Annotated in this window: 18 protein-coding genes and 1 pseudogene; 10 read left to right on the plus strand and 9 right to left on the minus strand. The window is 67.3% G+C overall.

The genetic code is table 11. The features are described 5' to 3' along the window. Nucleotide 1: 1 nt before the first annotated feature. Nucleotides 2-892, minus strand: coding sequence for an ABC transporter ATP-binding protein (locus tag CPH63_RS07115; RefSeq protein ID WP_096302262.1), 891 nt, complete (start codon nucleotides 890-892; stop codon nucleotides 2-4). Nucleotides 893-1,045: 153 nt separating this feature from the next. After that, nucleotides 1,046-2,215, minus strand: coding sequence for an ABC transporter substrate-binding protein (locus tag CPH63_RS07120; RefSeq protein ID WP_096302263.1), 1,170 nt, complete (start codon nucleotides 2,213-2,215; stop codon nucleotides 1,046-1,048). Between the two features lie 245 nt (nucleotides 2,216-2,460). Between CPH63_RS07120 and CPH63_RS07125 the strand changes: the two genes are divergently transcribed. Beyond that, a complete protein-coding gene (locus tag CPH63_RS07125; protein WP_197704610.1) occupies nucleotides 2,461-3,231 on the plus strand; it encodes a nucleoside phosphorylase in 771 nt (256 codons plus the stop codon). A gap of 25 nt (nucleotides 3,232-3,256) precedes the next feature. Next, on the plus strand, nucleotides 3,257-4,219 hold the full coding sequence (gene add, locus CPH63_RS07130; protein ID WP_096302264.1) for an adenosine deaminase: 963 nt from the start codon (nucleotides 3,257-3,259) through the stop codon (nucleotides 4,217-4,219). 152 nt (nucleotides 4,220-4,371) lie between these two features. Here the strand turns inward: add and CPH63_RS23630 are convergent, their stop codons facing one another. From CPH63_RS23630 to CPH63_RS07145, 4 genes and pseudogenes are all read right to left on the minus strand, one after another. Further along, entirely contained in the window at nucleotides 4,372-4,956 is a 585-nt protein-coding gene (locus CPH63_RS23630) for an isochorismatase family protein (RefSeq protein WP_172892290.1), read from the minus strand. Between the two features lie 54 nt (nucleotides 4,957-5,010). Then, nucleotides 5,011-6,276 (minus strand): annotated as a pseudogene (locus CPH63_RS07135) (MFS transporter); the annotation flags it as partial. Then, the gene (locus CPH63_RS07140; RefSeq protein WP_096302266.1) at nucleotides 6,276-6,722 is read right to left on the minus strand and encodes a MarR family winged helix-turn-helix transcriptional regulator; all 447 of its coding nucleotides are present in this window, start codon (nucleotides 6,720-6,722) and stop codon (nucleotides 6,276-6,278) included. The gene CPH63_RS07140 and the pseudogene CPH63_RS07135, both read right to left, overlap by 1 nt. A gap of 50 nt (nucleotides 6,723-6,772) precedes the next feature. After that, nucleotides 6,773-7,720, minus strand: coding sequence for a phytanoyl-CoA dioxygenase family protein (locus CPH63_RS07145; protein ID WP_096302267.1), 948 nt, complete (start codon nucleotides 7,718-7,720; stop codon nucleotides 6,773-6,775). A 214-nt stretch (nucleotides 7,721-7,934) separates the two neighbouring features. Here CPH63_RS07145 and CPH63_RS07150 point away from each other — a divergent pair, with 214 nt between their 5' ends. The 7 genes from CPH63_RS07150 (at nucleotide 7,935) to CPH63_RS07180 (ending at nucleotide 16,004) form a co-directional block, all read left to right on the plus strand. Then, nucleotides 7,935-8,999, plus strand: a complete 1,065-nt coding sequence (locus CPH63_RS07150; RefSeq protein ID WP_241895835.1) for a BMP family protein — start codon at nucleotides 7,935-7,937, stop codon at nucleotides 8,997-8,999. A gap of 163 nt (nucleotides 9,000-9,162) precedes the next feature. Next, entirely contained in the window at nucleotides 9,163-10,677 is a 1,515-nt protein-coding gene (locus CPH63_RS07155) for an ABC transporter ATP-binding protein (protein ID WP_157749350.1), read from the plus strand. Beyond that, nucleotides 10,674-11,807, plus strand: coding sequence for an ABC transporter permease (locus CPH63_RS07160; protein WP_096302270.1), 1,134 nt, complete (start codon nucleotides 10,674-10,676; stop codon nucleotides 11,805-11,807). Before CPH63_RS07155 ends, CPH63_RS07160 begins: the two co-directional genes overlap by 4 nt. Further along, a complete protein-coding gene (locus CPH63_RS07165; protein ID WP_096302271.1) occupies nucleotides 11,804-13,072 on the plus strand; it encodes an ABC transporter permease in 1,269 nt (422 codons plus the stop codon). Before CPH63_RS07160 ends, CPH63_RS07165 begins: the two co-directional genes overlap by 4 nt. 19 nt (nucleotides 13,073-13,091) lie before the next feature. Then, nucleotides 13,092-14,294: a cytochrome P450 gene (locus tag CPH63_RS07170; RefSeq protein ID WP_096302272.1), complete on the plus strand. Its 1,203-nt coding sequence runs from the start codon at nucleotides 13,092-13,094 to the stop codon at nucleotides 14,292-14,294. 26 nt (nucleotides 14,295-14,320) lie between these two features. Then, nucleotides 14,321-14,713, plus strand: a complete 393-nt coding sequence (locus tag CPH63_RS07175; protein ID WP_096302273.1) for a cytidine deaminase — start codon at nucleotides 14,321-14,323, stop codon at nucleotides 14,711-14,713. Between the two features lie 4 nt (nucleotides 14,714-14,717). Next, a complete protein-coding gene (locus tag CPH63_RS07180) occupies nucleotides 14,718-16,004 on the plus strand; it encodes a thymidine phosphorylase (RefSeq protein WP_096302274.1) in 1,287 nt (428 codons plus the stop codon). Here CPH63_RS07180 and CPH63_RS07185 read toward each other — a convergent pair. Further along, the gene (locus CPH63_RS07185; RefSeq protein ID WP_157749351.1) at nucleotides 15,988-16,287 is read right to left on the minus strand and encodes a hypothetical protein; all 300 of its coding nucleotides are present in this window, start codon (nucleotides 16,285-16,287) and stop codon (nucleotides 15,988-15,990) included. The two genes, CPH63_RS07180 and CPH63_RS07185, sit on opposite strands and share 17 nt — an antisense overlap. 107 nt (nucleotides 16,288-16,394) lie before the next feature. Between CPH63_RS07185 and CPH63_RS07190 the strand changes: the two genes are divergently transcribed. Continuing rightward, nucleotides 16,395-17,576, plus strand: a complete 1,182-nt coding sequence (locus CPH63_RS07190) for an adenosine deaminase (protein WP_096302276.1) — start codon at nucleotides 16,395-16,397, stop codon at nucleotides 17,574-17,576. A gap of 3 nt (nucleotides 17,577-17,579) precedes the next feature. On the opposite strand, the gene CPH63_RS07195 is transcribed toward CPH63_RS07190, so the two are convergent. Together CPH63_RS07195 and CPH63_RS07200 are read right to left on the minus strand one after the other, a co-directional pair. Then, nucleotides 17,580-18,110, minus strand: coding sequence for a DUF1269 domain-containing protein (locus CPH63_RS07195; protein ID WP_096302277.1), 531 nt, complete (start codon nucleotides 18,108-18,110; stop codon nucleotides 17,580-17,582). Between the two features lie 89 nt (nucleotides 18,111-18,199). Further along, nucleotides 18,200-20,245: an MDR family MFS transporter gene (locus CPH63_RS07200; RefSeq protein ID WP_096302278.1), complete on the minus strand. Its 2,046-nt coding sequence runs from the start codon at nucleotides 20,243-20,245 to the stop codon at nucleotides 18,200-18,202. Nucleotides 20,246-20,323: the final 78 nt, after the last annotated feature.

Here is a 20,323-nt window from a genome sequence, read left to right on the forward strand (position 1 = left end):
ATCAGCCCTCGCTGGAGGGATCGGTGGCGACGCCGCCCCGTCCGAAGAGGATCTCCGACAGTTGATCGTGGTAGGCGTGGAACTCCGGGGTACGCATCAGGTCAGGGGTGCGCGGACGCGGCAGGTCGATGGTGACCACCTCGGCGATTCGCCCCGGGCGCGGGCTCATGACGGCGACGACGTCGGAGAGGAAGACCGCCTCGGCGATCCCGTGCGTCACCATCAGTGTGGTGGCCGGCTTCTCGGTCCAGATGCGCAGCAGCTCGACGTTGAGCCGCTGCCGGGTCATGTCGTCGAGGGCGCCGAACGGCTCGTCCAGCAGCATCACCGTCGGCTGCACGACCAGGCACCGGGCGATGGCCACTCGCTGGCGCATGCCGCCGGAGAGCTGGGCCGGTTTGGCGTTCTCGAAGCCACTGAGGCCGACCAGCTTGATCAGGTCCTCGATGAGCCCGGGGGCCGGTTTGATGCCGGCCACCTCCAGGGGCAGCCGGATGTTCTTGGTGACGGTTCGCCAAGGGAGTAGCGCGTTCTCCTGGAAGGCGATGCCCAGCTCATGATTGCGCTGGATTTCATTGGTGGATTGGCCGTTGATGAGGGCCGACCCCGAGGTGGGCTTCTCCAGTCCGGCCAGGATTCGCAGGATCGTCGACTTCCCGCAGCCCGACGGCCCGAGCAGGGAGAGGAAGGAGTCCTTGCGGGTGCCGAGGCTGGCGTTGTCCAGCGCGGTGACCGTCTTGCGGCCCAGGCTGAAGGTCTTGGTGAGTCCCTGGATGTTGATGCCGGTGGCTGAGTTCGGTTCCGTCTCCGGCGACTGGGTGCCGATCGGAACCTCGCTGCGCGGCGGCGGGCTGGTGGTCTGCGGGCTGGTGCTCTGCGCGAGTTCACTCATCGGCCGGGGCCTTCCTCGTTGCGTGCATCGTTGCGGCTTGAACCTGTCACGTCATTGACTGGCGTATCACCTGTGGTGAGGCGCCGGACGCGGGCCGGTACCGCGCCAGCCGTTGAGCTGCCGTGCGATACCGACCCGCGGGACGTCAGTGGACTAGCCCTTCTTCAGATCCGGGTTCTCCTTGTAGACCTCGTCGAGCAGGGTGAGGTCGAAGAGGTCACTGCCCTTGATGGTGATGCCGATGACGCCCAGGGCCTTGATGATGTTGGCCTGCAGGTCGTCGGTGAGGGTGAAGATCCCGTTCGCCTTGGTGTCGGCCGTCGAGATCAGCTTCACCTGCTCGGTCGCCTCCAGGGTCTGTTCGTCGACCTTGAGCCCCTTGTCCTTGCCGTAGGTGTTGACGGCGAGTTCGGCCGAGGCGGCCGGGCCACCGTCGGCGATGGCGTCGTTCCAACCCTGGATCTCGGCCTTCAGGAACGCCTTCAGCATGTCGCGCTTGTTCTTCAACGTGTCATCGGTGACGGTGAACGTCTCGGCCGTGAGGGGCAGGCCGTTGTCGGCGAAGGAGAGGGTGACCGGGGTGAAGCCCTCGCCCTTGACCAGGATCGGCTCGTTGGTCAGGTAGGCGATGTAGCCGTCGATCTTCTTCGCGGTCAGGTCGGTCGGCTCGTAGCCGGTGGCCACCTGCTTGAGGTCCTTCGGGTCGATGTTGTTGGCCTTCAGGAACCCGGCGAAGATCGTCTGGTTCGTTCCGGTCTGCACACCGATCGTCTTCCCCTTCAGGTCGGCCGGCGTACGGATCGGCTTCCCCTCCTCCAGGGAGAGGACACAGAACGGGTTCTTCTGGTAGGTGCTGCCGATGATCTTCAACGGGGCGCCCTGCTCGGTGATGACCCGGGCCGTGGCGTCCGGGGCCGAGAGGCCGACGGTGACGGTGCCGGCGGCGACGAGCGCGTCGGCGCTGTCGACCGGACCGGTCACCAGGGTCACCTTGTTGAAGCCGGCCTTGGTGTAGTACCCCTTCGAGTCGGCCATGAACTCACCGGAGAACTCGATGTTCTTGATCCAGGAGAGCTGCAGCGAGATGTCTCCGTAGCTGGCCGTCGCCCCAGACGTCGTTGCCCCGCTGGCACTGCTGGAGCTGTCGCTCGAGCAGGCGGCGATCGCGCTGACGCCGGCCAGTCCCGCCGCGCCGAGCCCGGCGTAGGTGAGGAAGGATCGCCGGCTAACCGCCTTCGCTCGCTCCAACGCGGCCGGAGCGGCGGCGCTCGCGCCGAAGGGTGAGCTGGTGGTGTCGGTTGCGCTGCGACGGTCGGTCTTCATGTAGGCAACTCCATGAGGCTGTGAGGAAGGGTGACGCGGTGACGGCTGGGCTGTCGCCACGTCGTTCGGAGTGAACGTCACGAAAATAGGTCGCGGGCTTGCCTGCACTGTTGCCCTCTTGTAACACGCAAGTTAAGACAGGGTGGCGAATGCTGCACACGGTAACTGGTCGAACACTCAGCTTCCGTAACGGCACCGAGCTTCCGTAACGGCACCGAAACCTACCGCTCGTAGCGTCGCCGCCCGTGAGCCAGCTAATCGATAAGAGTCAGGTCGGGCAGAACGAGCGGCAGTACCACATCGCGGTCGCTCCCGGCGAGGTCAGCTCGGTGGCGCTGCTACCGGGTGATCCGTTCCGGGTGCCGTTCGTCGCGGAGTTCCTCACCGACGTCAAGGAGGTGGCGCATAACCGCGAACACCGCACGATGACCGGCAAATACAAGGGGAAGCTCATCACCGCGACCTCGACCGGGATGGGCTGCCCCTCCACCGCGATCGCCGTGGAGGAGCTGGCGCGGGTGGGCGTCACCTCATTCATCCGGGTCGGAAGTTCAGCCGGCCTGCAGCCCGGCGTCGAGCCCGGTGACCTGCTGGTGAGTGAGGGATCGCTGCGCAACGACGGCACCACGGCCGCCTATGCCCACCCTGGGTTCCCGGCCGTCCCGGATCTGGCCATCGCGCTGGAGCTTAAGCGAATAGCCAATGAACTGCAGGTCGGCCGTGGCGGTTTCGCGGTGCACTCCGGGATCAATGCCTCCGACGACGCCTTCTACGCCGAGACGCCGGAGTGGATCTCGCAGTTGAACCAACTCGGCATACTCAATGTCGAGATGGAGAGCTCCGCGCTCTACGTGGTGGCGCGCCTACGGGGGCTGCGGGCCGGGATGATCTGCGCCTGCTCCAGCAACCTGGTCGAGGGTGCCAGTCTCTATGACAAGAAGAACGAGAAGTTGAAGGCGGGTTGGATGAACAGCATCGAGGTGGCGCTGGAGACAGCGGTCGCGTTGGACCTGTGATGGGTGGCTTTGAGGGAATCGGCCGATGAACGTCAACCTGCACTCGCACCTCGAGGGGCGGATTCGCCCGGCGACGGCGGCTGAGCTCTCGGAGGGCTCGGTCGCCGACTGGGCGCAGGCGCTACGCCTTGACGGACCGGCCGACCTCACCGTGTATCTGGAGAAGGTCGCGGCGAGCTACCCGTTCTTCGACACCGGTGAGCACATCTTCCGCATCGCCAAAGAGGCCGTCCTGGATGCGGCCACCGACGGGCAGGCCTACTTGGAGCTGCGCTTCGGGCCGGCCACCCATGTGCGCCCGGGATTTGCGATGGCTGACGTGGTCGCCGCCGCCTGCGCGGGGGTGCGGGAGGGGAGCCGGATGAGCGGAATGCCGGCTGGTCTGGTGGTCGCCGTGCTGCGCAGTCCGCGCCACCGCGAGTCGTTACTGGACGTGGCTCGGGCCGCGGCGGCGCACGCCGGAGCCGGGGTCGTCGGCTTCGACCTGGCCGGCGACGAGCTGCGCTTTCCGGATCTCGAGCCCTATGTCGAGGCGTTTGCGCTGGCTCGTTCGGCCGGACTGGGCCTCACCTGCCATGCGGCCGAGGCGGCGCCGGCCCGCTACGCCCGGCAGGCGGTCGAGCTGCTCGGCGCAACCCGGATCGGGCACGGTGCTCATGTGGCCGGCGATCGCGAGGTGCTGGCCTGGATCCGTGATCAGGGTGTGGTGATCGAGTGCTGCCCGACCTCGAACTGGTACACCGGAGCGATCGCCGAGGTGAGCGAGCACCCGGCACGGATCTTCCGGGAGCGGGGGTTGGCGATCGTGCTAGGCGACGACAACCCGATGCAGACCGGATCGACGCTGCGCGACGAGCGGGAGGTTTTACAGCGCAGCCTCGGCTTCGACAGCACAGATCTGCAATTGCTCGACGAGACGAGCATCGGCGCGGCGTTTCTGGAGAACTCGGTGCGGGCCGGACTCCGAGCAATGTTGCTGAGCGGCTAGCGCGTACCCACCCGGCTCGCTCTGCGCGCGGATTTGCCGGTTTTCGTGGGAGAATCGGCAATTTCGCACGCAAAGCAGCGGCGACGCCTGCCGCGATGGCGTCACGAGCGACAGCGACACAAGCGGCAGCGACGCGTGCCGCGAGTTCGGCGTTAGCCGGGGCTGAACGGCTCCACCATCTCCAGCTGCTCGATCTTCTCCAGCAGCTCGGCCGTACTACCGGTCTCGCCCAACCGCGGGAAGATCCGCTCGACACTGTTGCTGTGCGCATCCGGGTTCATGTCGGTCATGGCGTCCACGGCGAGGGTGACGTGATACCCGTGCTCGTGGGCCTGGCGGGCCGTCGACTCCACGCCGGCGCTGGTCGAAACGCCAACGATGACGACCTGGGTGACGCCCTTCCCGCGCAGGTAGGCGTTCAGGTCGGTGTTGGTGAAGGCGCCCCAGGTGCGCTTGGTGACGAGGTGATCATCCGGCTGCTGGTTCAGCTCGGCGACGAGCTCGGCCCAGTCCGCCGGGCGCTGCGTCGTCCGTGGGGGCGTCTGGGTGCGTCCGGGCGCTCCGCCATCCGCGTTGACGAGCACGACCGGGAGCCGGCGGGCACGGAACTGCTCGATCAGCGCGGTGGCGTTCCTCAGCACACCGTCCATCGGATGGACGGTGGGCAGACCCACGATCCCCTTCTGCAGGTCGATCACGATCAGGGCCGTGTGGTCGTCCAACGTTGTCACGCTCATGAGAGGGCCTCCTTTATTGATTGGTGATTCTGCTGATCCCGCGGCTAGCAGATCAGGCTCGTGAAGCTGAACCCGTAGCCGCCAGCCGTCGAGGTGCAGCCGTAGTTGCTGGTATTTGACCAGGTAGTGGGCCCCGACGATCGCCGCCGCGAAACCGCCGGCCGCGCCGATGCTGACGCCCCAACGCGGACCGTAGACGTCGGTGACCCAGCCGACGATCGGGGCACCGATCGGGGTTGCCCCGAGGGTGACGGCGAGCAGGATCGCGATGACCCGTCCCCGCATGGCCGGTTCGGTGGCCAGTTGGACGGTGCTGATGGCGGTTGTGGTGAGGGTCTGGGAGGCGACGCCGACCACGATCAATGCCAGTGAAAAGAATAGGAAAGTGGGGGCGACCGCCGCCACCGCGAGCCCGACGCCGAAGAGCGCCGAGCCCAGGAAGAGCAGGGCGATCCGCGGTCGGGCGCGACGGGCGGCAAGCAGTGCCCCGGCCACCGACCCGATCGCCATCGTCGAGGTCACCAGCCCGTAGGCACCGGCGCCGGCGTGGAACACGCCGACCGTCATGGTCGATAGAAACAAAGGGAAATTGAGCCCGAAGGTGCCGATCAGGAAGAGCATCAACAGGATCGCCTTGAGGTCCGGGCGCCCGTTGACGTAGCGGAATCCGTCGACGAAGCTGCCGGGGGTCCATCGTTGCCGGGCCGATCGGTGCAGCTCGTTGCGCCGCAGCATCGCCAGGCTGGTCAAGACCGCCGCGAAGGTGACGGCATTGATCAGGAAGACCCACCCCGAGCCGACGGCCGCGATCAGCAGCCCGGCGATCGACGGGCCGATCAGCCGGGCGACATTGAAGGAGGTGGAGTTCAGCCCGACCGCGTTGGAGAGGTTGGGGGCATCGACGAGTTCGGCCACGAAGGTCTGCCGGGCCGGCGCGTCGAAGGCGGTTGCCACGCCCAGTAGAAGGGCGAAGACATAGACCTGCCAGAGCTGGACGGCGCCGCTGACGGTCAGTAGGCCGAGGCCGAGGGCGAGCAGTCCCATCGCGGCTTGGGTGCCCATCACGAGTCGACGGCGGTCGAGGTGATCGGCGGCCAGCCCGGTGAGCGGCAGGAGCAGCAACTGGGGGGCGAACTGCAGGGCCAGCACGATGCCGACCGAGGTCGCGCTGTGCTGGGTCAGCTGGGTGAGGACCAGCCAGTCCTGCGCGGTTCGCTGCATCCAGGTGCCGACGTTGGAGACGATGGCCCCGATCGCCCACAGCCGATAGTTGTAGATCCGCAGCGAGCGGAACGTTCCGTCGTTCAGCGAATCCGGCATCAGAGATTCTGGGCGAGGCGTTCCAGCAGCGGGGCCGCGGCCATCAGCTGGGTGAGCTCAGTTGGGGTGAATCCGTTGGAGAGCGCCTGGGCCAGCTGTTCGACGCGCGCGCTGCGGCGGGTGCGGAGTACCTCCAGCCCGGCGTCGGTCGGGGTCAGCAGTACGCGCCGGCCATCGTCGGGGTCGGCGCTGCGCTGGACCAGACCGCGGGCCTCCAATGCGGCCAGCGTCGCCCCCATCGACTGCGGGCTGATCTGCTCGGTGCGGGCCAGCGCGGCTGAGGTCGTCGGCCCGCCGCGGTCCAGCCGGGTGAGCGCGGAGGTCTCGGGGAGGGTTAGCTCACCGTCGATCGGCGCCTGGCGCAGCCGGCGACGCAGCAGACTAACGCTGACCAGGAGCGCCCCGGCGACCCGCGAGACGTCAGGCTCATTCGGAAAGCTCGGCATTCCATCAGCTTAGACTTATAAGCTGACCTTAGCAAAGAAGCCGTGAGGCGTCAGCGAGCGGCGTTCTTGATGAACTCGTCGGGCAGCGGAGACTGCCGGTCGCCGGCGTAGTAGGCGCCGCGGACGTGGCGGCGGGTGGTGTCGTCGTCGGTGGCCCGGGCCGCGGAGTGCCAGAGGTAGCAGTCGTGCAGGATCACGTCGCCGACCTCGGCGATGACCGGCACCTCGCCCGGGATCGCCTCGAAGGCCAGCGGCATCTCGAAGGGCGGTGGCGTTGCCGTGTAGCCGCCGGCCGGCTGGGCGGTCGGCGGCACGGCCACATTGTTGATGTTGCGGTATGGAGCCGGAGTGGCCCAGTTGTGGCTGCCCGGAACGACCCGCAGGAACCCGTTGGCCGGGCTCGTCGCGTCGAGATGGATGGTGAAGGCGGTGGAGGGCCAGAGGGTCTGGCTCGGCCCGGCCTGCCAGTCCGAGTGCCAGCCGATCCGGCTGTAGCCCGACTCGCGTCCCGGGCGGGCGTCCTGATAGACGACGCCGAACTGCTGGTCGTCGCGCAGCCAGGCGCTGACGCCGAGCACCCGGTGCAGCGCGGCCACCAGGCTCGGGCTGGTGATCGCCGCGCGCACGGCCGGCGACAGCTCATTGATGAACTCGACGTAGTTGGCGAAGGGTTCGGCCTTGGCTGGATCCTCGAGATAGGCGTCTTTCCGTAACGCCGCGGGGAGAAACCCCTCTCTCCGGAACCTCTCTCTCCGGAACCCCTCGTCTAGGAACACGGTGGAGCCGTACCGCTGCGGTAAGTCACCGGCGACGACCTGGCGCTGGGCTGTAGCGCACTCGGCCTGCATCCGCTCAAGTAGCTCCGGGCGGTAGACGTCGCGCAGGATGACGAAGCCGTTCTCCCGGTAACAGAGCTCCAGCGCGTCCAGGGTGGCGTCGCTGAAGATGCCGGCAGAGGCGGTAAATACGGCGGTTTCGGTGGCTGGGCGGATCAGCATGCCGCCGATGCTAGCCAGCCAATTTGACGATGTTGTTTCGGCTGACGGGCACCCGAACGTTCAGCAACGATCCGGTGACGAAGCGGCCGGCAGTTTCCGTGCGCCACCATGATCGGTCTAGCCTCAATACCTATCCTGCGCACAGTCCAGACCGAACCTCATGTGTTTATGAGGGCTGGCTGTGTCGCGTCAGAACAACGAGAGGAGAGCGGTCTTGCGCTCAACGCGTAGCGTCTCAAAGGGAGCACTCAAGCTAGGGGCTTTCGCCCTGGTGGCGGCTCTGACGATAAGCGCATGCAGCAGTAGCAAGTCGAGCAGTTCCAGCAGTGGCACCTCGGCGGCCAAGAAGTCGATCAAGGTCGGCATGGCGTACGACGTCGGCGGCCGGGGTGACAAGTCCTTCAACGACCTCGCGGCAGCGGGCCTGGACAAGGCCAAGACGGACCTCGACGTGCAGACCAAGGAGCTCTCGGCCACCAACGGCGAGAACGACCAGGCCAAGGAAGACCGCCTGACCCTGCTCGCCACCTCGGGCTACAACCCGATCATCGCCGTCGGATTCGCCTACGCGACCGCCGTCGGCAAGGTGATCGCCAAGTACCCGAACATCCACTTCGCCCTCATCGACGACGACAGCGTCAAGGGTCCGAACCTGACCAGCCTCCTCTTCACCGAGGAGCAGAGTTCCTTCCTCGTCGGTGTCGCCGCGGCGCTGGCCACCAAGACCAAGACGGTCGGCTTCATCGGTGGAGTCCAGGAGCCGCTGATCCAGAAGTTCCAGGCGGGCTACCAGGCCGGCGTCAAGGCCGTCGACCCGAGCATCAAGGTGCTCGTCGCCTACCTCACCCAGCCGCCGGACTTCAGCGGCTTCGGTGACGCGGCCAAGGGCAAGACCACGGCCGAAGGCCAGTACGACGGTGGCGCGGATGTCGTTTACCACGCAGCGGGTGGATCCGGTGCCGGTGTCTTCCAGGCTGCGGCTGAGAAGCAGAAGCTGGCCATCGGCGTCGACTCCGACCAGTACCAGAGTGCTCCGGCCGACGAGCAGAAGCTCATCCTGACCTCGGCGCTCAAGGGTGTCGACACGGCCGTGTACGACTTCATCGAGAACGACGCGAACGGCAAGTTCACCGCCGGATCGCAGCGTTTCAGCCTGAAGGACAACGGGGTCGGCTACTCGACCTCGAACCCGATCATCGACCCGTACAAGGCGCAGATCGACGCGTACAAGGCGAAGATCATCAGCGGCGAGATCACGGTTCCGACAACTGTGAGCTAGTCACGCGGCGGTGATAGTGGGCCCGGCCTGCGCGGTATAACGTGCAGGCTGGGCCCACTGTTTTTTTGGACTTCTTGATCCCGCAGTCAGGTTAGGAGCGTGCGCCATCGTTTCCCCCGCAGAGCTTGATGTCGACGGGCGTTCGGACGCTGAACCCCCCGCAGTGCAACTGCGGGGCATCACCAAACGCTTCCCCGGCGTGGTGGCCAACCACGACATCGACATCGTCGTGCAGCGCTCTCACGTGCATGCGATCGTCGGTGAGAACGGCGCCGGCAAGTCGACGCTGATGAAGACGCTCTACGGCATGCACAAGCCGGACGAGGGGACGATCGCCATCGACGGCCGCGAGGTCAGCTTCTCCTCGCCCTCGGACGCGATCGCAGCCGGAATCGGCATGGTGCACCAGCACTTCCTGCTGGCCGACAACCTGACCGTGCTGGAGAACATCGTGCTCGGCAGCGAGCCGACTAAGGCCGGCATGATCGACTTCAAGACCGCCCGCCAGCGCATCCAGGCGATCTCCGACGCGTACTCCCTCGGCCTGAACCCGCAGGATCTGGTCGAGGACCTCGGGGTCGGAGATCGGCAGCGGGTGGAGATCTGCAAGGTGCTCTACCGGGGGGCGAAGATCCTCATCCTCGACGAGCCGACCGCCGTCCTGGTGCCGCAGGAGGTCGACGAACTCTTCGCCAACCTGCGCGAGCTCAAGAGCGAGGGGCTGACGGTGCTATTCATCTCGCACAAGCTCGACGAGGTCCGTGCGGTGGCCGACGAGATCACCGTGATCCGCCGCGGGACCACGGTAAAGACGGTCGATCCGGCGTCGACCACGTCCCGGCAGTTGGCCGAGTTGATGGTGGGCAGTGAGTTGCCGACGCCTGGGCTGCGCGAGGGGACGGTCACCGACGTGGTCGCCCTGCAGGTGCGTGGGCTGACGGTCTTCTCCGACGAGGGGCGCGAGCTGGTCTCGAATGTGAACCTGACCATCCATCGCGGTGAGATCGTCGGGCTGGCCGGCGTCGAGGGGAACGGGCAGGCCGAACTGGTCGAGGCGATCATCGGCATTCGGCCCGGCGAGGGGAGCGTTGAGCTCGCCGGCGAGGACATCTCGCACTGGCCGACCCGGCGGCGACGGGTGGCCGGCATCGGCTACATCCCCGAAGACCGGCACCGGCAGGGCCTGTTGCTGGAGGCGCCGCTGTGGGAGAACCGGATCCTGGGCCACCAGTCAGAACGTCCGAACGCCCGCGGCCCGTTCATCGACCGCGGCGGGGCTCGCCGCGACACCCAGCGAATCGTGGAGCAGTTCGATGTCCGCACCCCCGGAATCGACGTCCCGGCCGCATCGCTGTCAGGTGGCAATCAACAGAAGCTCATCGTCGGCCGAGAGATGAGCGGGGAGCCGAAGTTGCTCATCGCCGCCCACCCGACCCGGGGCGTCGACGTCGGGGCGCAGGCCGCCATCTGGGACCACCTGCGGGCGGCCCGGGCGGCCGGGCTGGCCGTGCTGCTCATCTCGGCCGACCTGGACGAACTCATCGGAATGTCCGACACCCTGCAGGTGATCCTGCGCGGGCGACTGGTGGCCGAGGTCGACCCGGGCACCGTCACCGCCGAGGATCTCGGCGCGGCGATGACCGGAGCCGATAGAGAATCCAACGGAGGAGAAGAGTGAAGGAGAAGCTTCGTTCACTGGGGCTGACGCTCACCGCGGTGGCGGTCGCGATCCTCATCGCCGCAGCGGTCACCTCCCTCGTCCTGCTCGTCACCGGTCACAGTCCGGTCGATGCGATCAAGGCGATGTGGGACTACGGAAACCTGCCTGACAGCAAGGTCAGCATCCTCGACAACGCCACCATCTATTACCTGTCGGCCGTCGCGGTGGCCATCGGTTTCCGGATGAATCTCTTCAATATCGGTGTCGACGGTCAGTATCGGATGGCCGCCATGCTGGCCGCCGCCTTCGGTGGGGCCGTGGTGCTGCCCAAGGGAATCCACCAGATCGCGATCATCATCGTCGCGATGCTCGTCGGTGCGGCCTGGGCCGGCATCGTCGCGATCCTCAAGGTGACCCGCGGAGTCAGCGAGGTGATCTCGAGCATCATGCTCAACGGAATCGCCACCGGCCTCATCGCCTACCTGATCCGGCCCTCCATCCTGGGTAAGCAGGTGTCGGCCAACAACATCACCACCACCCCGATCCCGGCCTCCGGCCACGTGGGTGCGCTCTCGCTGGTGCCGGGGGCCGACACCAAGGTCTACGGGCTGATCGTGCTGGCTGTGGTCGTCGGGGTGGCCTTCCAGGTGACCGTCTCCCGCACCCGCTTCGGCTTCGATCTGCGGGCCACCGGCCGGTCGTCCTCGGCGGCGCAGGCCAGCGGCGTCAACGTCAAGCGGATGATCGTCATCTCGATGCTGCTCTCCGGTGCCGTGGCCGGGCTCATCGGAATGCCGGTGCTGCTGGGGGATTCCTTCGCCTACTCCTCCATCACCTTCCAGTCCGGACTCGGCTTCACCGGTATCGCGGTGGCCCTGCTCGGGCGCAACAACCCGATCGGCATCGCCTTCGCCGCACTGCTCTGGGCCTTCCTGGACCAATCCTCGCTGGCGCTGGACATCATCAGCATTCCTAAGGAGATCGTGCAGATCACCCAGGGCGTGGTTGTCCTCTCCGTCGTCATCGCCTTCGAGCTGGTGCGGCGCATCGCGCTGGCCAACCAGCAGCGAGCCGTCGGCCGGGCGCTGGCGCCGCCGAGCAGTCCCGCCCCGCCCAGTGCGCCGACCCCTGAGGCGGTGACGGTATGAGCGCGCTGGCTGAGGCTCCGCAGAGCACCCCGGGCCAGACCGCCCGGCGTCGTCGCCGCCGCCGGCTGAGCACCTCGCAGCGGCTGCTGCTGGCCGGTGGGATCTTCGTCGTCTTCGTCTTCGTCCGTTCGGCCAGCGGGATAACCGACCTCACCTCGGCCGGAGTCATGGCCGCGACGATCAGTCTCGGCATCCCGATCGCGCTGGCCGGCCTCGGTGGTCTCTGGTCGGAGCGATCCGGCGTGGTGAACATCGGGCTGGAAGGCATGATGATTCTCGGCACGTTCTTCGCGGCGGCCTTCGCCTACTTCGGGCACAGTCCGTGGCTCGGCATCGTGGGTGGCATCGTCGGTGGTCTGCTCGGCGGCATCATCCACGCCGTCGCGACCGTCAGCTTCGGGGTCGACCAGATCGTCTCGGGTGTTGCCATCAATATCCTCGCCCTCGGCGTTTCGCGTTACCTGGCCGGGGTCTTCTTCACCGGCCAGCCGGGTGGCGGCCCGACCCAGTCACCGCAGACGCCGAAGTTCACCACGGTCAGGGTCCCCGGGCTCGACGACGAGCTCGGCAAGATCGAAGCTCATCATTGGTTCCTGATCAGCGACATCGCCGGGCTGCTGCGCGGCCTGCTCACCTCGCTGAACCCGTTCACAATCCTGATGATGCTGCTCTTCCCGCTCACCTGGCTCATCCTGTGGCGAACCGCCTTCGGGCTGCGGCTGCGCTCCTGCGGTGAGAACCCGTCGGAGTCGGAGTCCCAGGGAGTTCCTGTGTACTTGATGAAGTACATCGCAGTGATGATCTCGGGCATCCTGGCCGGCTTGGCCGGCGCCTACCTGGTGAACTTCACCGCCGTCTTTCGCGAGGGGCAGACCGGCGGGCGTGGGTACATCGGTCTGGCCGCGATGATCTTCGGCAACTGGCGCCCCGGAGGCCTGGTGGTCGGTGCCTCGATCTTCGGCTATACCGACGCGCTGCAGTCCCGCTCGGGTGCGGTGGCGGTGCATGCGCTCCTGCTCTTCGTGGCGATCCTGCTCGTCGCCGGTGGCATCTATCTGGTCGTGCAGGCTCGACGGACGACTGGAATCATCTGCATTGTGCTGGGTGTTCTGGTCTACCTCTGGTATCACTTCACCGACACCCTGCCGATCGAACTGACCACCTACACGCCGCAGATCGTCACTCTGCTCGTCCTGGCGCTGGCCTCGCAGCGGCTACGAATGCCCGCGGCCGATGGCTTGCCATGGCGTCGGGGTCAGGCTTGATGAGCTCCGACCGACGGCCATGACGACCAGCACCGACCTCGATTTCACCAGCGTCGATGTCATCGCCGATCCGTACCCCTACTTCGCCGAGGCTCGGAGCGTGGCCCCGGTCCAGTGGCACGAGACGCTCGGGATGTGGGTCACCTTCGACCACGCCGCGGCCAGCGCGGTGCTGCGGGCGCGGACGCTCGGACGGATCTGGTCGCCGCGCTGGCCGGAGGTGCCGATGCCCGACTTCGAGCTCATCCACCGCAATTCATTGCTGGAGAACGAGCCGCCCACTCACACCCGGCTGCGCCGACTCGTCGCCGGAGCCTTCGGACGCGGACACGTCGAGCGACTGCGTCCGCGCATCGACGAGCTGGCCGCCGCCCTCGCCGATGAGGTCGCCGAAGCCGGCGCCGACGGCACCCCGGTGGACCTCATCAGCCGCTACGCCGAGCCGCTGCCGGTGCAGGTGATCGCTGAACTGCTCGGCCTGCCACGGGCCGACTGGGGATTGCTCAGGCCCTGGTCGAACGCGATCGTCAAGATGTACGAGTACGACGTCAGTGTCGAACAGCGCGCCGCGGCCGAGCAGGCATCGGCTGACTTTGTCGGCTACCTGCGGGGCCTGGTGGTCACGCGCCGCCGCGATCCGGGCCCTGACCTCATCTCCTCGCTGATCGCCGAGACCGATGGTGACGGGGCGAGGCTGACCGAGGATGAGCTGATCACCACCTGCACGCTGCTGCTGAACGCCGGTCACGAGGCCACCGTCAACGTGGTCGGCAACGGCGTCACCGCCCTACTGAACCGCCCGGCCACACTACGGCAGGTACGCGCGAACGCCGAGCTGGTCGACTCCTGCGTCGAGGAGATGATCCGCTTCGACTCCCCGCTGCAACTCTTCGAGCGGACGGCGACGGCCGACACCACGATCGGTGAGGTGACGGTGGCGGCCGGGGAGAAGATCGCGGCCCTGCTCGGCGCGGCCAACCGCGACCCAGCGGTCTTCGACGCGCCGGATGAGTTCCAGGCCGGTCGGGAGCGCAACCCCCATCTGGGCTTCGGCGCCGGCATCCACTTCTGCGTCGGCGCCCCACTGGCCCGCCTGGAGCTCCACTCGTCGCTGCAGACGCTGCTGCAGCGATTCCCGGCACTGGCACTGGCGCAGCAGCCACGACAGCGGAGCGAGTTCGTCCTCCGTGGAGTGCAGTCGCTACCGGTTACGCTTCACTGACAGCCCGACAACTACAGGAGATTCTGATGCCCGACAACATCGATTGGCCCCAGTTGCGTCGTGCTGCCCTGGAGGCGATGGGCAACGCCTACGCCCCGTACTCGCAGTTCCCGGTCGGTGCCGCCGCCTTCGTCGACGACGGCCGGATCGTGGTCGGCTGCAACGTCGAGAACGCCTCCTACGGTGTCGGTCTCTGCGCCGAGTGCGGGCTCATCTCCTCGCTGCACGCCACCGGCGGCGGCAGCCTGGTCGCCTTCGCCTGCGTGGATCTGCACGGCGAGGTGCTCATGCCCTGTGGGCGTTGCCGGCAGCTGCTGTGGGAGCACGGCGGCCCAGACATGCTCGTTGACACGGCGCAGGGGGCCCGTCCGATGACCGACCTGCTGCCGCTCGCCTTCGGCCCCGCCGATCTGGGTTGAACCGGTGACCTCAGAACCCTTTGACGCGGTCAGCGTCATCCGCACCAAGCGCGACCGCAGGCGCATTCCCGACCCCGAGATCGACTGGGTGATCGACGCGTACACCCGTGGTGTGGTGGCCGATGAGCAGATGTCCGCGCTGGCGATGGCGATCCTGCTCAATGGCATGGAGCGCGACGAACTGGCCCGCTGGACAGCGGCGATGATCAACTCCGGTCAGCGGCTGGACCTCTCCGCGGTGGCCAGACCGACCACGGACAAGCACTCCACCGGCGGCGTCGGCGACAAGATCACGCTGCCGCTGGCTCCGCTGGTCGCCGCCTGCGGGGCGGCCGTCCCGCAGCTGTCCGGACGCGGCCTCGGGCACACCGGGGGCACCCTGGACAAGCTGGAGGCTATCCCCGGATGGCGAGCCCAGCTGAGCAACGACGAGTTCCTGGCCCAGCTCAACAGCGTCGGTGCGGTGATCTGCGCCGCCGGTGACGAACTGGCCCCCGCCGACCGTAAGCTCTACGCCCTGCGTGACGTCACCGCGACGGTCGAGGCGATCCCGCTCATCGCCAGTTCGATCATGAGCAAGAAGATCGCCGAAGGGGCGCAGTCGCTGGTGCTCGACGTGAAGGTCGGCAGCGGCGCGTTCATGAAGACGATCGAGGACGCCACCGAACTGGCCCAGACGATGGTCGAACTCGGAACCGCCCACGGAACCAAGACGGTCGCGCTGCTCACGGAGATGTCGACACCGCTCGGGCTCACCGCCGGCAACGGGTTGGAGGTGACCGAGTCGATCGAGGTGCTGGCCGGTGGCGGCCCGGCCGACGTCGTCGAGCTGACCGTCGCCCTGGCCCGGGAGATGCTGGCCGGCGTGGGGCTGGACTCCGTGGATCCGGCCGAGGTGCTGGCCGGCGGGCGGGCCATGGACGTCTGGCGAGGCATGATTCGGGCCCAGGGCGGCGACCCGGAGGCCGCCCTTCCGGTGGCCCGGCACAAGCATGTGGTCACCGCGGCCGCCAGCGGCACCCTGACCCGACTGGACGCCTACGCAGTCGGGGTCGCCGCCTGGCGGCTCGGGGCGGGACGGGCCCGAAAAGAGGATCCCGTCTCGGCCGGGGCCGGCGTCGTGCTGCTGGTCAAGCCCGGCGCCACGGTGTCGGCCGGGCAGCCACTACTTGAGCTGCACAGCGACGATGAGGCCCGTTTCGGCCGGGCCGAGGAGGCCCTCGCCGGCGCCATCGACATCGGTGCCGCTGCAGTCGGCGCCGCCCCGCTGATCATCAAACGGGTGGAGTAACTCCCGATTGGGGAGTCAACTGCCCGGATTCCGGGCCGAATACTCCCCACGACGGGGTGAATCGGCGGGCCGACGGGAACGCCGCGCCGACGACCAGGCTGAGGACAGCGCCTAGAAGCAGCGCCGGAACCGCGATCTCGACGGCGGCGAAGACGGCGGTACGCGGGTAGACGAAGAGCCCGACGACGAACCCGACGACGGCTCCGATCAGGCCCACCCCGATAGCGGTGACCACAACGAAGCGCCCCAACAACGGCAGGGGCTCACGTTCGGTCCTCTTCACCTCAGCAGTATCCACCCGGCGGGCGATGTTGTGTCAGATCCCCGCGATGCCGCGGTCGATGCTCCCCAATCCGGGCCTGATCGGGTGCCGCGCGATAGCGTGACGGCATGACTGAGATCGCTGACCGCTCCGAACTGGCTGACCTGACCGGTGACCCCGAGAAGCTGGCCGACATTGTTCGCCGGGCCCCAAAGGTGCTGCTGCACGACCACCTCGACGGCGGCCTGCGTCCGCGCACCATCATCGAACTCGCCGCCGAGGACGGCTACGGCGAACTACCGACCGACGACGCCGACCGGCTGGGCGAGTGGTTCCGCGACGCCGCCGACTCGGGCTCGCTGGAGCGCTATCTGGAGACCTTCGCGCATACCGTCGGCGTGATGCAGACCCGACACGGGCTGATCCGGGTCGCCCGCGAGGCGGCCGAGGACCTGGCCGACGACGGAGTCGTCTACGCCGAGATCCGCTGGGCCCCCGAGCAGCACACCGAGGCCGGCCTCGCCCTGACCGAGGTGGTCGAGGCGGTGCTTGAAGGGTTCCGTCAGGGCGAGGCCAATGCGGCGGCCCGCGGCCATCGCATCCGGGTCGGCGCACTGGTCACCGCGATGCGTCACGCCGCCCGCTCGCGGGAGATCGCCGAGCTGGCGGTGTTGTACCGCGACCGCGGGGTGGTCGGCTTCGACATCGCCGGGGCCGAGGCGGGCTACCCGCCCACCCGGCACCTGGACGCCTTCGAATACCTGCGCCGGGAGAACGCGCACTTCACCATCCACGCGGGCGAGGCCTTCGGGCTCCCATCGATCTGGGAGGCCATCCAGTGGTGCGGCACCGACCGGCTCGGCCACGGAGTGCGGATCGTCGACGACATCCAGACGCCCTCCCGCAACCCCGCCGACGCCGACGACCCGCAGGCGTCGGCGCCGGATCGGCCGGTACTCGGCCTACTGGCGCAGTACGTACGGGACAAGCGCATCCCGTTGGAGATGTGCCCGTCCTCGAACGTGCAGACCGGGGCCGCCGCGTCGATCGCCGAGCACCCGATCGGGCTGCTGCGCGAGCTGAATTTCCGGGTGACCGTGAACACCGACAACCGGCTGATGAGCGCCACCTCGATGTCGCGGGAGATGCTGCAACTGGTCGAGGCCTTCGGCTACGGACTGGACGATCTGCAGTGGTTCACCGTCAACGCGATGAAGTCGGCCTTCGTCTCCTTCGACGAGCGGCTGGCCATCATCAACGACGTCATCAAGCCCGGCTACGCCGCGCTCAAACAAGAGCTCAGCCAATAGCGTTCAGCTGCCGGTCGCAGCGTCGATCTCCTTCTCCAGTTCCTTCTCGTCGGCCCGCAGTTGCTTCTTGGTGATCTTGCCGGCGTGCTTGATCGCGGCGTCCACGTGCGCTTCGACGTCGGTGGCTGCGGCGACGACCAGCCCGCTCTGACCCTCGTCCAGCAGTTCGCCGAGGTCCTTGAGGTCCGAGCGGCTCATACCGGCCACCACGTGTCCGGCCAGCGCGCCCAGGCCCGCACCGGAGGCACCGCCGACGAGCAGTCCGGCGCCCAGCGCGACGGCCGGGAAGATCGCCACCAGCGCGCCGCCGACCAGGCCGATCCCGAGGCCACCCCAGCCGCCCTGGCGGGTCGGCTGCTCGTGCTTCTTGACGATCTTCACCTTGCCGTCCTCGCCCCGAGTCACCACCGCCGCGTCGTAGGTGTCGATGATGCCGGACTTCGTATAGACCTCGTGTACCGCGTCGTAGTCGGCGACAGCGGCGTCCTCGGTGTCGTAGGTGGCGGCGAAGAGGACAAAGGTATCCAGAGCCATGAGGGGTTTCTCCTAGTCAGTTCGTGGTCAACTTCCCCTCCATACAAGCGCCTCGCCGCGCCGGGACGTCATCCGGGAAGCATGAAAAGCTAGTGACTTGCCTCCAACTCCAGCGGCCGGGTCGAGGCGGGCAGGATCGGGTCGTCGTCGACCATCCGCCGGGCCAGCGCGCCGAGCGCGGTCTTCAGCTGCTCGTCGTCGCCGGCGCCCCAATCGTTGAGCTCGCTGGCCAGCCACTGCCGCATCGCGGCCAGCAACTTCTCGAGCTCGACCTGCCCGGACTCGGTGACGCTCAAATCGTCGAAGCCACCGCTGAGGTAGCCCGCAGTCTCGGCATTCTGGAAGGCCGGCTCCAGGACCGGTGCGGGAACCCGGATCCGATCGGCGATGGACTCCAGCCCGGTGTCGGCGCCCAACCGCTCGCGGACGTGCACCTGCCCGACGCACCAGGCGTTGGCGATATCCAGGTCGGTGCCAGAGGTCCGGTGCAGAGCGGGCAGCTTCCGCTTCCCCTGACTGCGCAGCAGTCGCGCGATCGCGACCTGGAGCTGGTGGTCGTTGTCGGAGGACTCCGGCATCCCGAAGCCACTGCCGACGTCGGCGGCGCCGGCCTTGGCCGAATCGCGCAGCGGCACCTCCTTCAGGAATAGCGCCAGCACGAACGCGGCCAGCGCCACCGGGACGGCCCAGAGGAAGACCACATGAATGGCGTGGGCGTAGGCGTCCACGATCGGCGCGACCTGTGCGCTGGGGTGGGCATGCAACTGCTCGGGCGTCGAGACCGTCCTCGGATCGATCCTCGCTTCGGTATAGGCCTTCGGCAGCGACGTCTTCAGCACGTTGGCGTAGACCGTGCCGAAGATCGCGGCGCCGAAGGAACTGCCCAGTGTCCGGAAGAAGGTGACGGCTGAGGTGGCGACCCCGAGATCACGGTAATGTGCCGTGTTCTGCACGATGATCGTCAGCACCTGCATGCAGAGGCCGATGCCGGCGCCCAGCACCAGCATGTACAGCGACATCTCCAGCCAGCCGGTGCTCGCGTTCATCGTCGACAGCAGATACAGACCGACCCCCATCACCAGGGTGCCGCTGATCGGGAAGATCCGATACCGGCCGGTCTTGCCGACGAGGGTGCCCGAGATCAGCGACGTCACCAGCAGACCGACCACCAGCGGCAGCGTCCGTACCCCGGACCCGGTGGCCGAGACCCCCTGCACGTACTGCAGATAGGTCGGGAGGAAGGTCATCGCTCCGAGCATCGCGAAGCCGACGATGAAGGCCAGGATGACGCTCACCGTGAAGACCTCGCCGCGGAACAATCGCAGCGGCATGATCGGATCGGCCGCCCGCGACTCGACCAAGACGAATACGGCCAACGAGATCGCCGACGCCACGAAGAGGCCGATGATCATTGGTGATCCCCACGGGTACTGGGTGCCACCGAAGCTCAGGGCCAGGACCAGTCCGGAGGTACCGAGGGAGACGAAGACGATGCCGAGGTAGTCGATGTTGGGTCGGCCGGCGGCCCGCACATTGGGCAGGGTCGCACTGGCCAGGATGATGACCAGGATGCCGATCGGCAGGTTGATGTAGAAGACCCAGCGCCAGCTCAGGTGATCGGTGAAGAAGCCGCCGAGCAGTGGGCCGAGCACCGTCGCGACACCGAAGACGGCGCCGAGGGCACCCTGGTACTTGCCCCGCTCACGCAGCGGAATCACGTCGGCGATGAGCGCGGTCGCCGTCACCGCCAGGCCACCGGCGCCGATCCCCTGCACCGCCCGCCAGGCGATGAGCCAACCCATGTCACCGGCAAAGCCGCAGGCGGCGGAGGCGATGACGAAGATGGCGGCGGAGAGCTGGAAGATGAGCTTGCGTCCGAAGAGGTCGCCGAACTTTCCGGCCAGCACCGTGGCGATCGTGTCGGCGAGCAGGTAGGACGAGACGACCCAGGAGATGTGCTCGGCGCCGCCGAGGTCACCGGTGATCGTCGGCAACGCGGTCGAGACGATGGTCTGGTCTAGCGCCGACATAAGCATCCCCAGCAGCACGGTGCCGAAGATGATGTTCATCTGCCGTCGGCTGACCACCGGCTGGGGTGGCGCTGGTGATGGTTCAGTGCTGACCGCAACCGACATGCCCGCTCCTCTGCTGGACCATCCCAATATTCAGCGCTCGCCTTCAAGCTAGCGACAGCGGCGACGTTTTGTACAGAA

Source organism: Jatrophihabitans sp. GAS493, assembly GCF_900230215.1.
Classification (GTDB): domain Bacteria; phylum Actinomycetota; class Actinomycetes; order Mycobacteriales; family Jatrophihabitantaceae; genus MT45.

Coding starts and splice junctions, on each gene's coding strand:
- CPH63_RS07120 (WP_096302263.1), bottom strand. CDS start 2,215: ATGAAGACCGACCGTCGCAGCGCAACCGACACCACCAGCTCACCCTTC.
- CPH63_RS07145 (WP_096302267.1), bottom strand. CDS start 7,720: ATGCTGATCCGCCCAGCCACCGAAACCGCCGTATTTACCGCCTCTGCC.
- CPH63_RS07190 (WP_096302276.1), top strand. CDS start 16,395: ATGACTGAGATCGCTGACCGCTCCGAACTGGCTGACCTGACCGGTGAC.
- CPH63_RS23630 (WP_172892290.1), bottom strand. CDS start 4,956: ATGAGCGTGACAACGTTGGACGACCACACGGCCCTGATCGTGATCGAC.
- CPH63_RS07170 (WP_096302272.1), top strand. CDS start 13,092: ATGACGACCAGCACCGACCTCGATTTCACCAGCGTCGATGTCATCGCC.
- CPH63_RS07200 (WP_096302278.1), bottom strand. CDS start 20,245: ATGTCGGTTGCGGTCAGCACTGAACCATCACCAGCGCCACCCCAGCCG.
- CPH63_RS07165 (WP_096302271.1), top strand. CDS start 11,804: ATGAGCGCGCTGGCTGAGGCTCCGCAGAGCACCCCGGGCCAGACCGCC.
- CPH63_RS07175 (WP_096302273.1), top strand. CDS start 14,321: ATGCCCGACAACATCGATTGGCCCCAGTTGCGTCGTGCTGCCCTGGAG.
- CPH63_RS07195 (WP_096302277.1), bottom strand. CDS start 18,110: ATGGCTCTGGATACCTTTGTCCTCTTCGCCGCCACCTACGACACCGAG.
- CPH63_RS07115 (WP_096302262.1), bottom strand. CDS start 892: ATGAGTGAACTCGCGCAGAGCACCAGCCCGCAGACCACCAGCCCGCCG.
- add (WP_096302264.1), top strand. CDS start 3,257: ATGAACGTCAACCTGCACTCGCACCTCGAGGGGCGGATTCGCCCGGCG.
- CPH63_RS07140 (WP_096302266.1), bottom strand. CDS start 6,722: ATGCCGAGCTTTCCGAATGAGCCTGACGTCTCGCGGGTCGCCGGGGCG.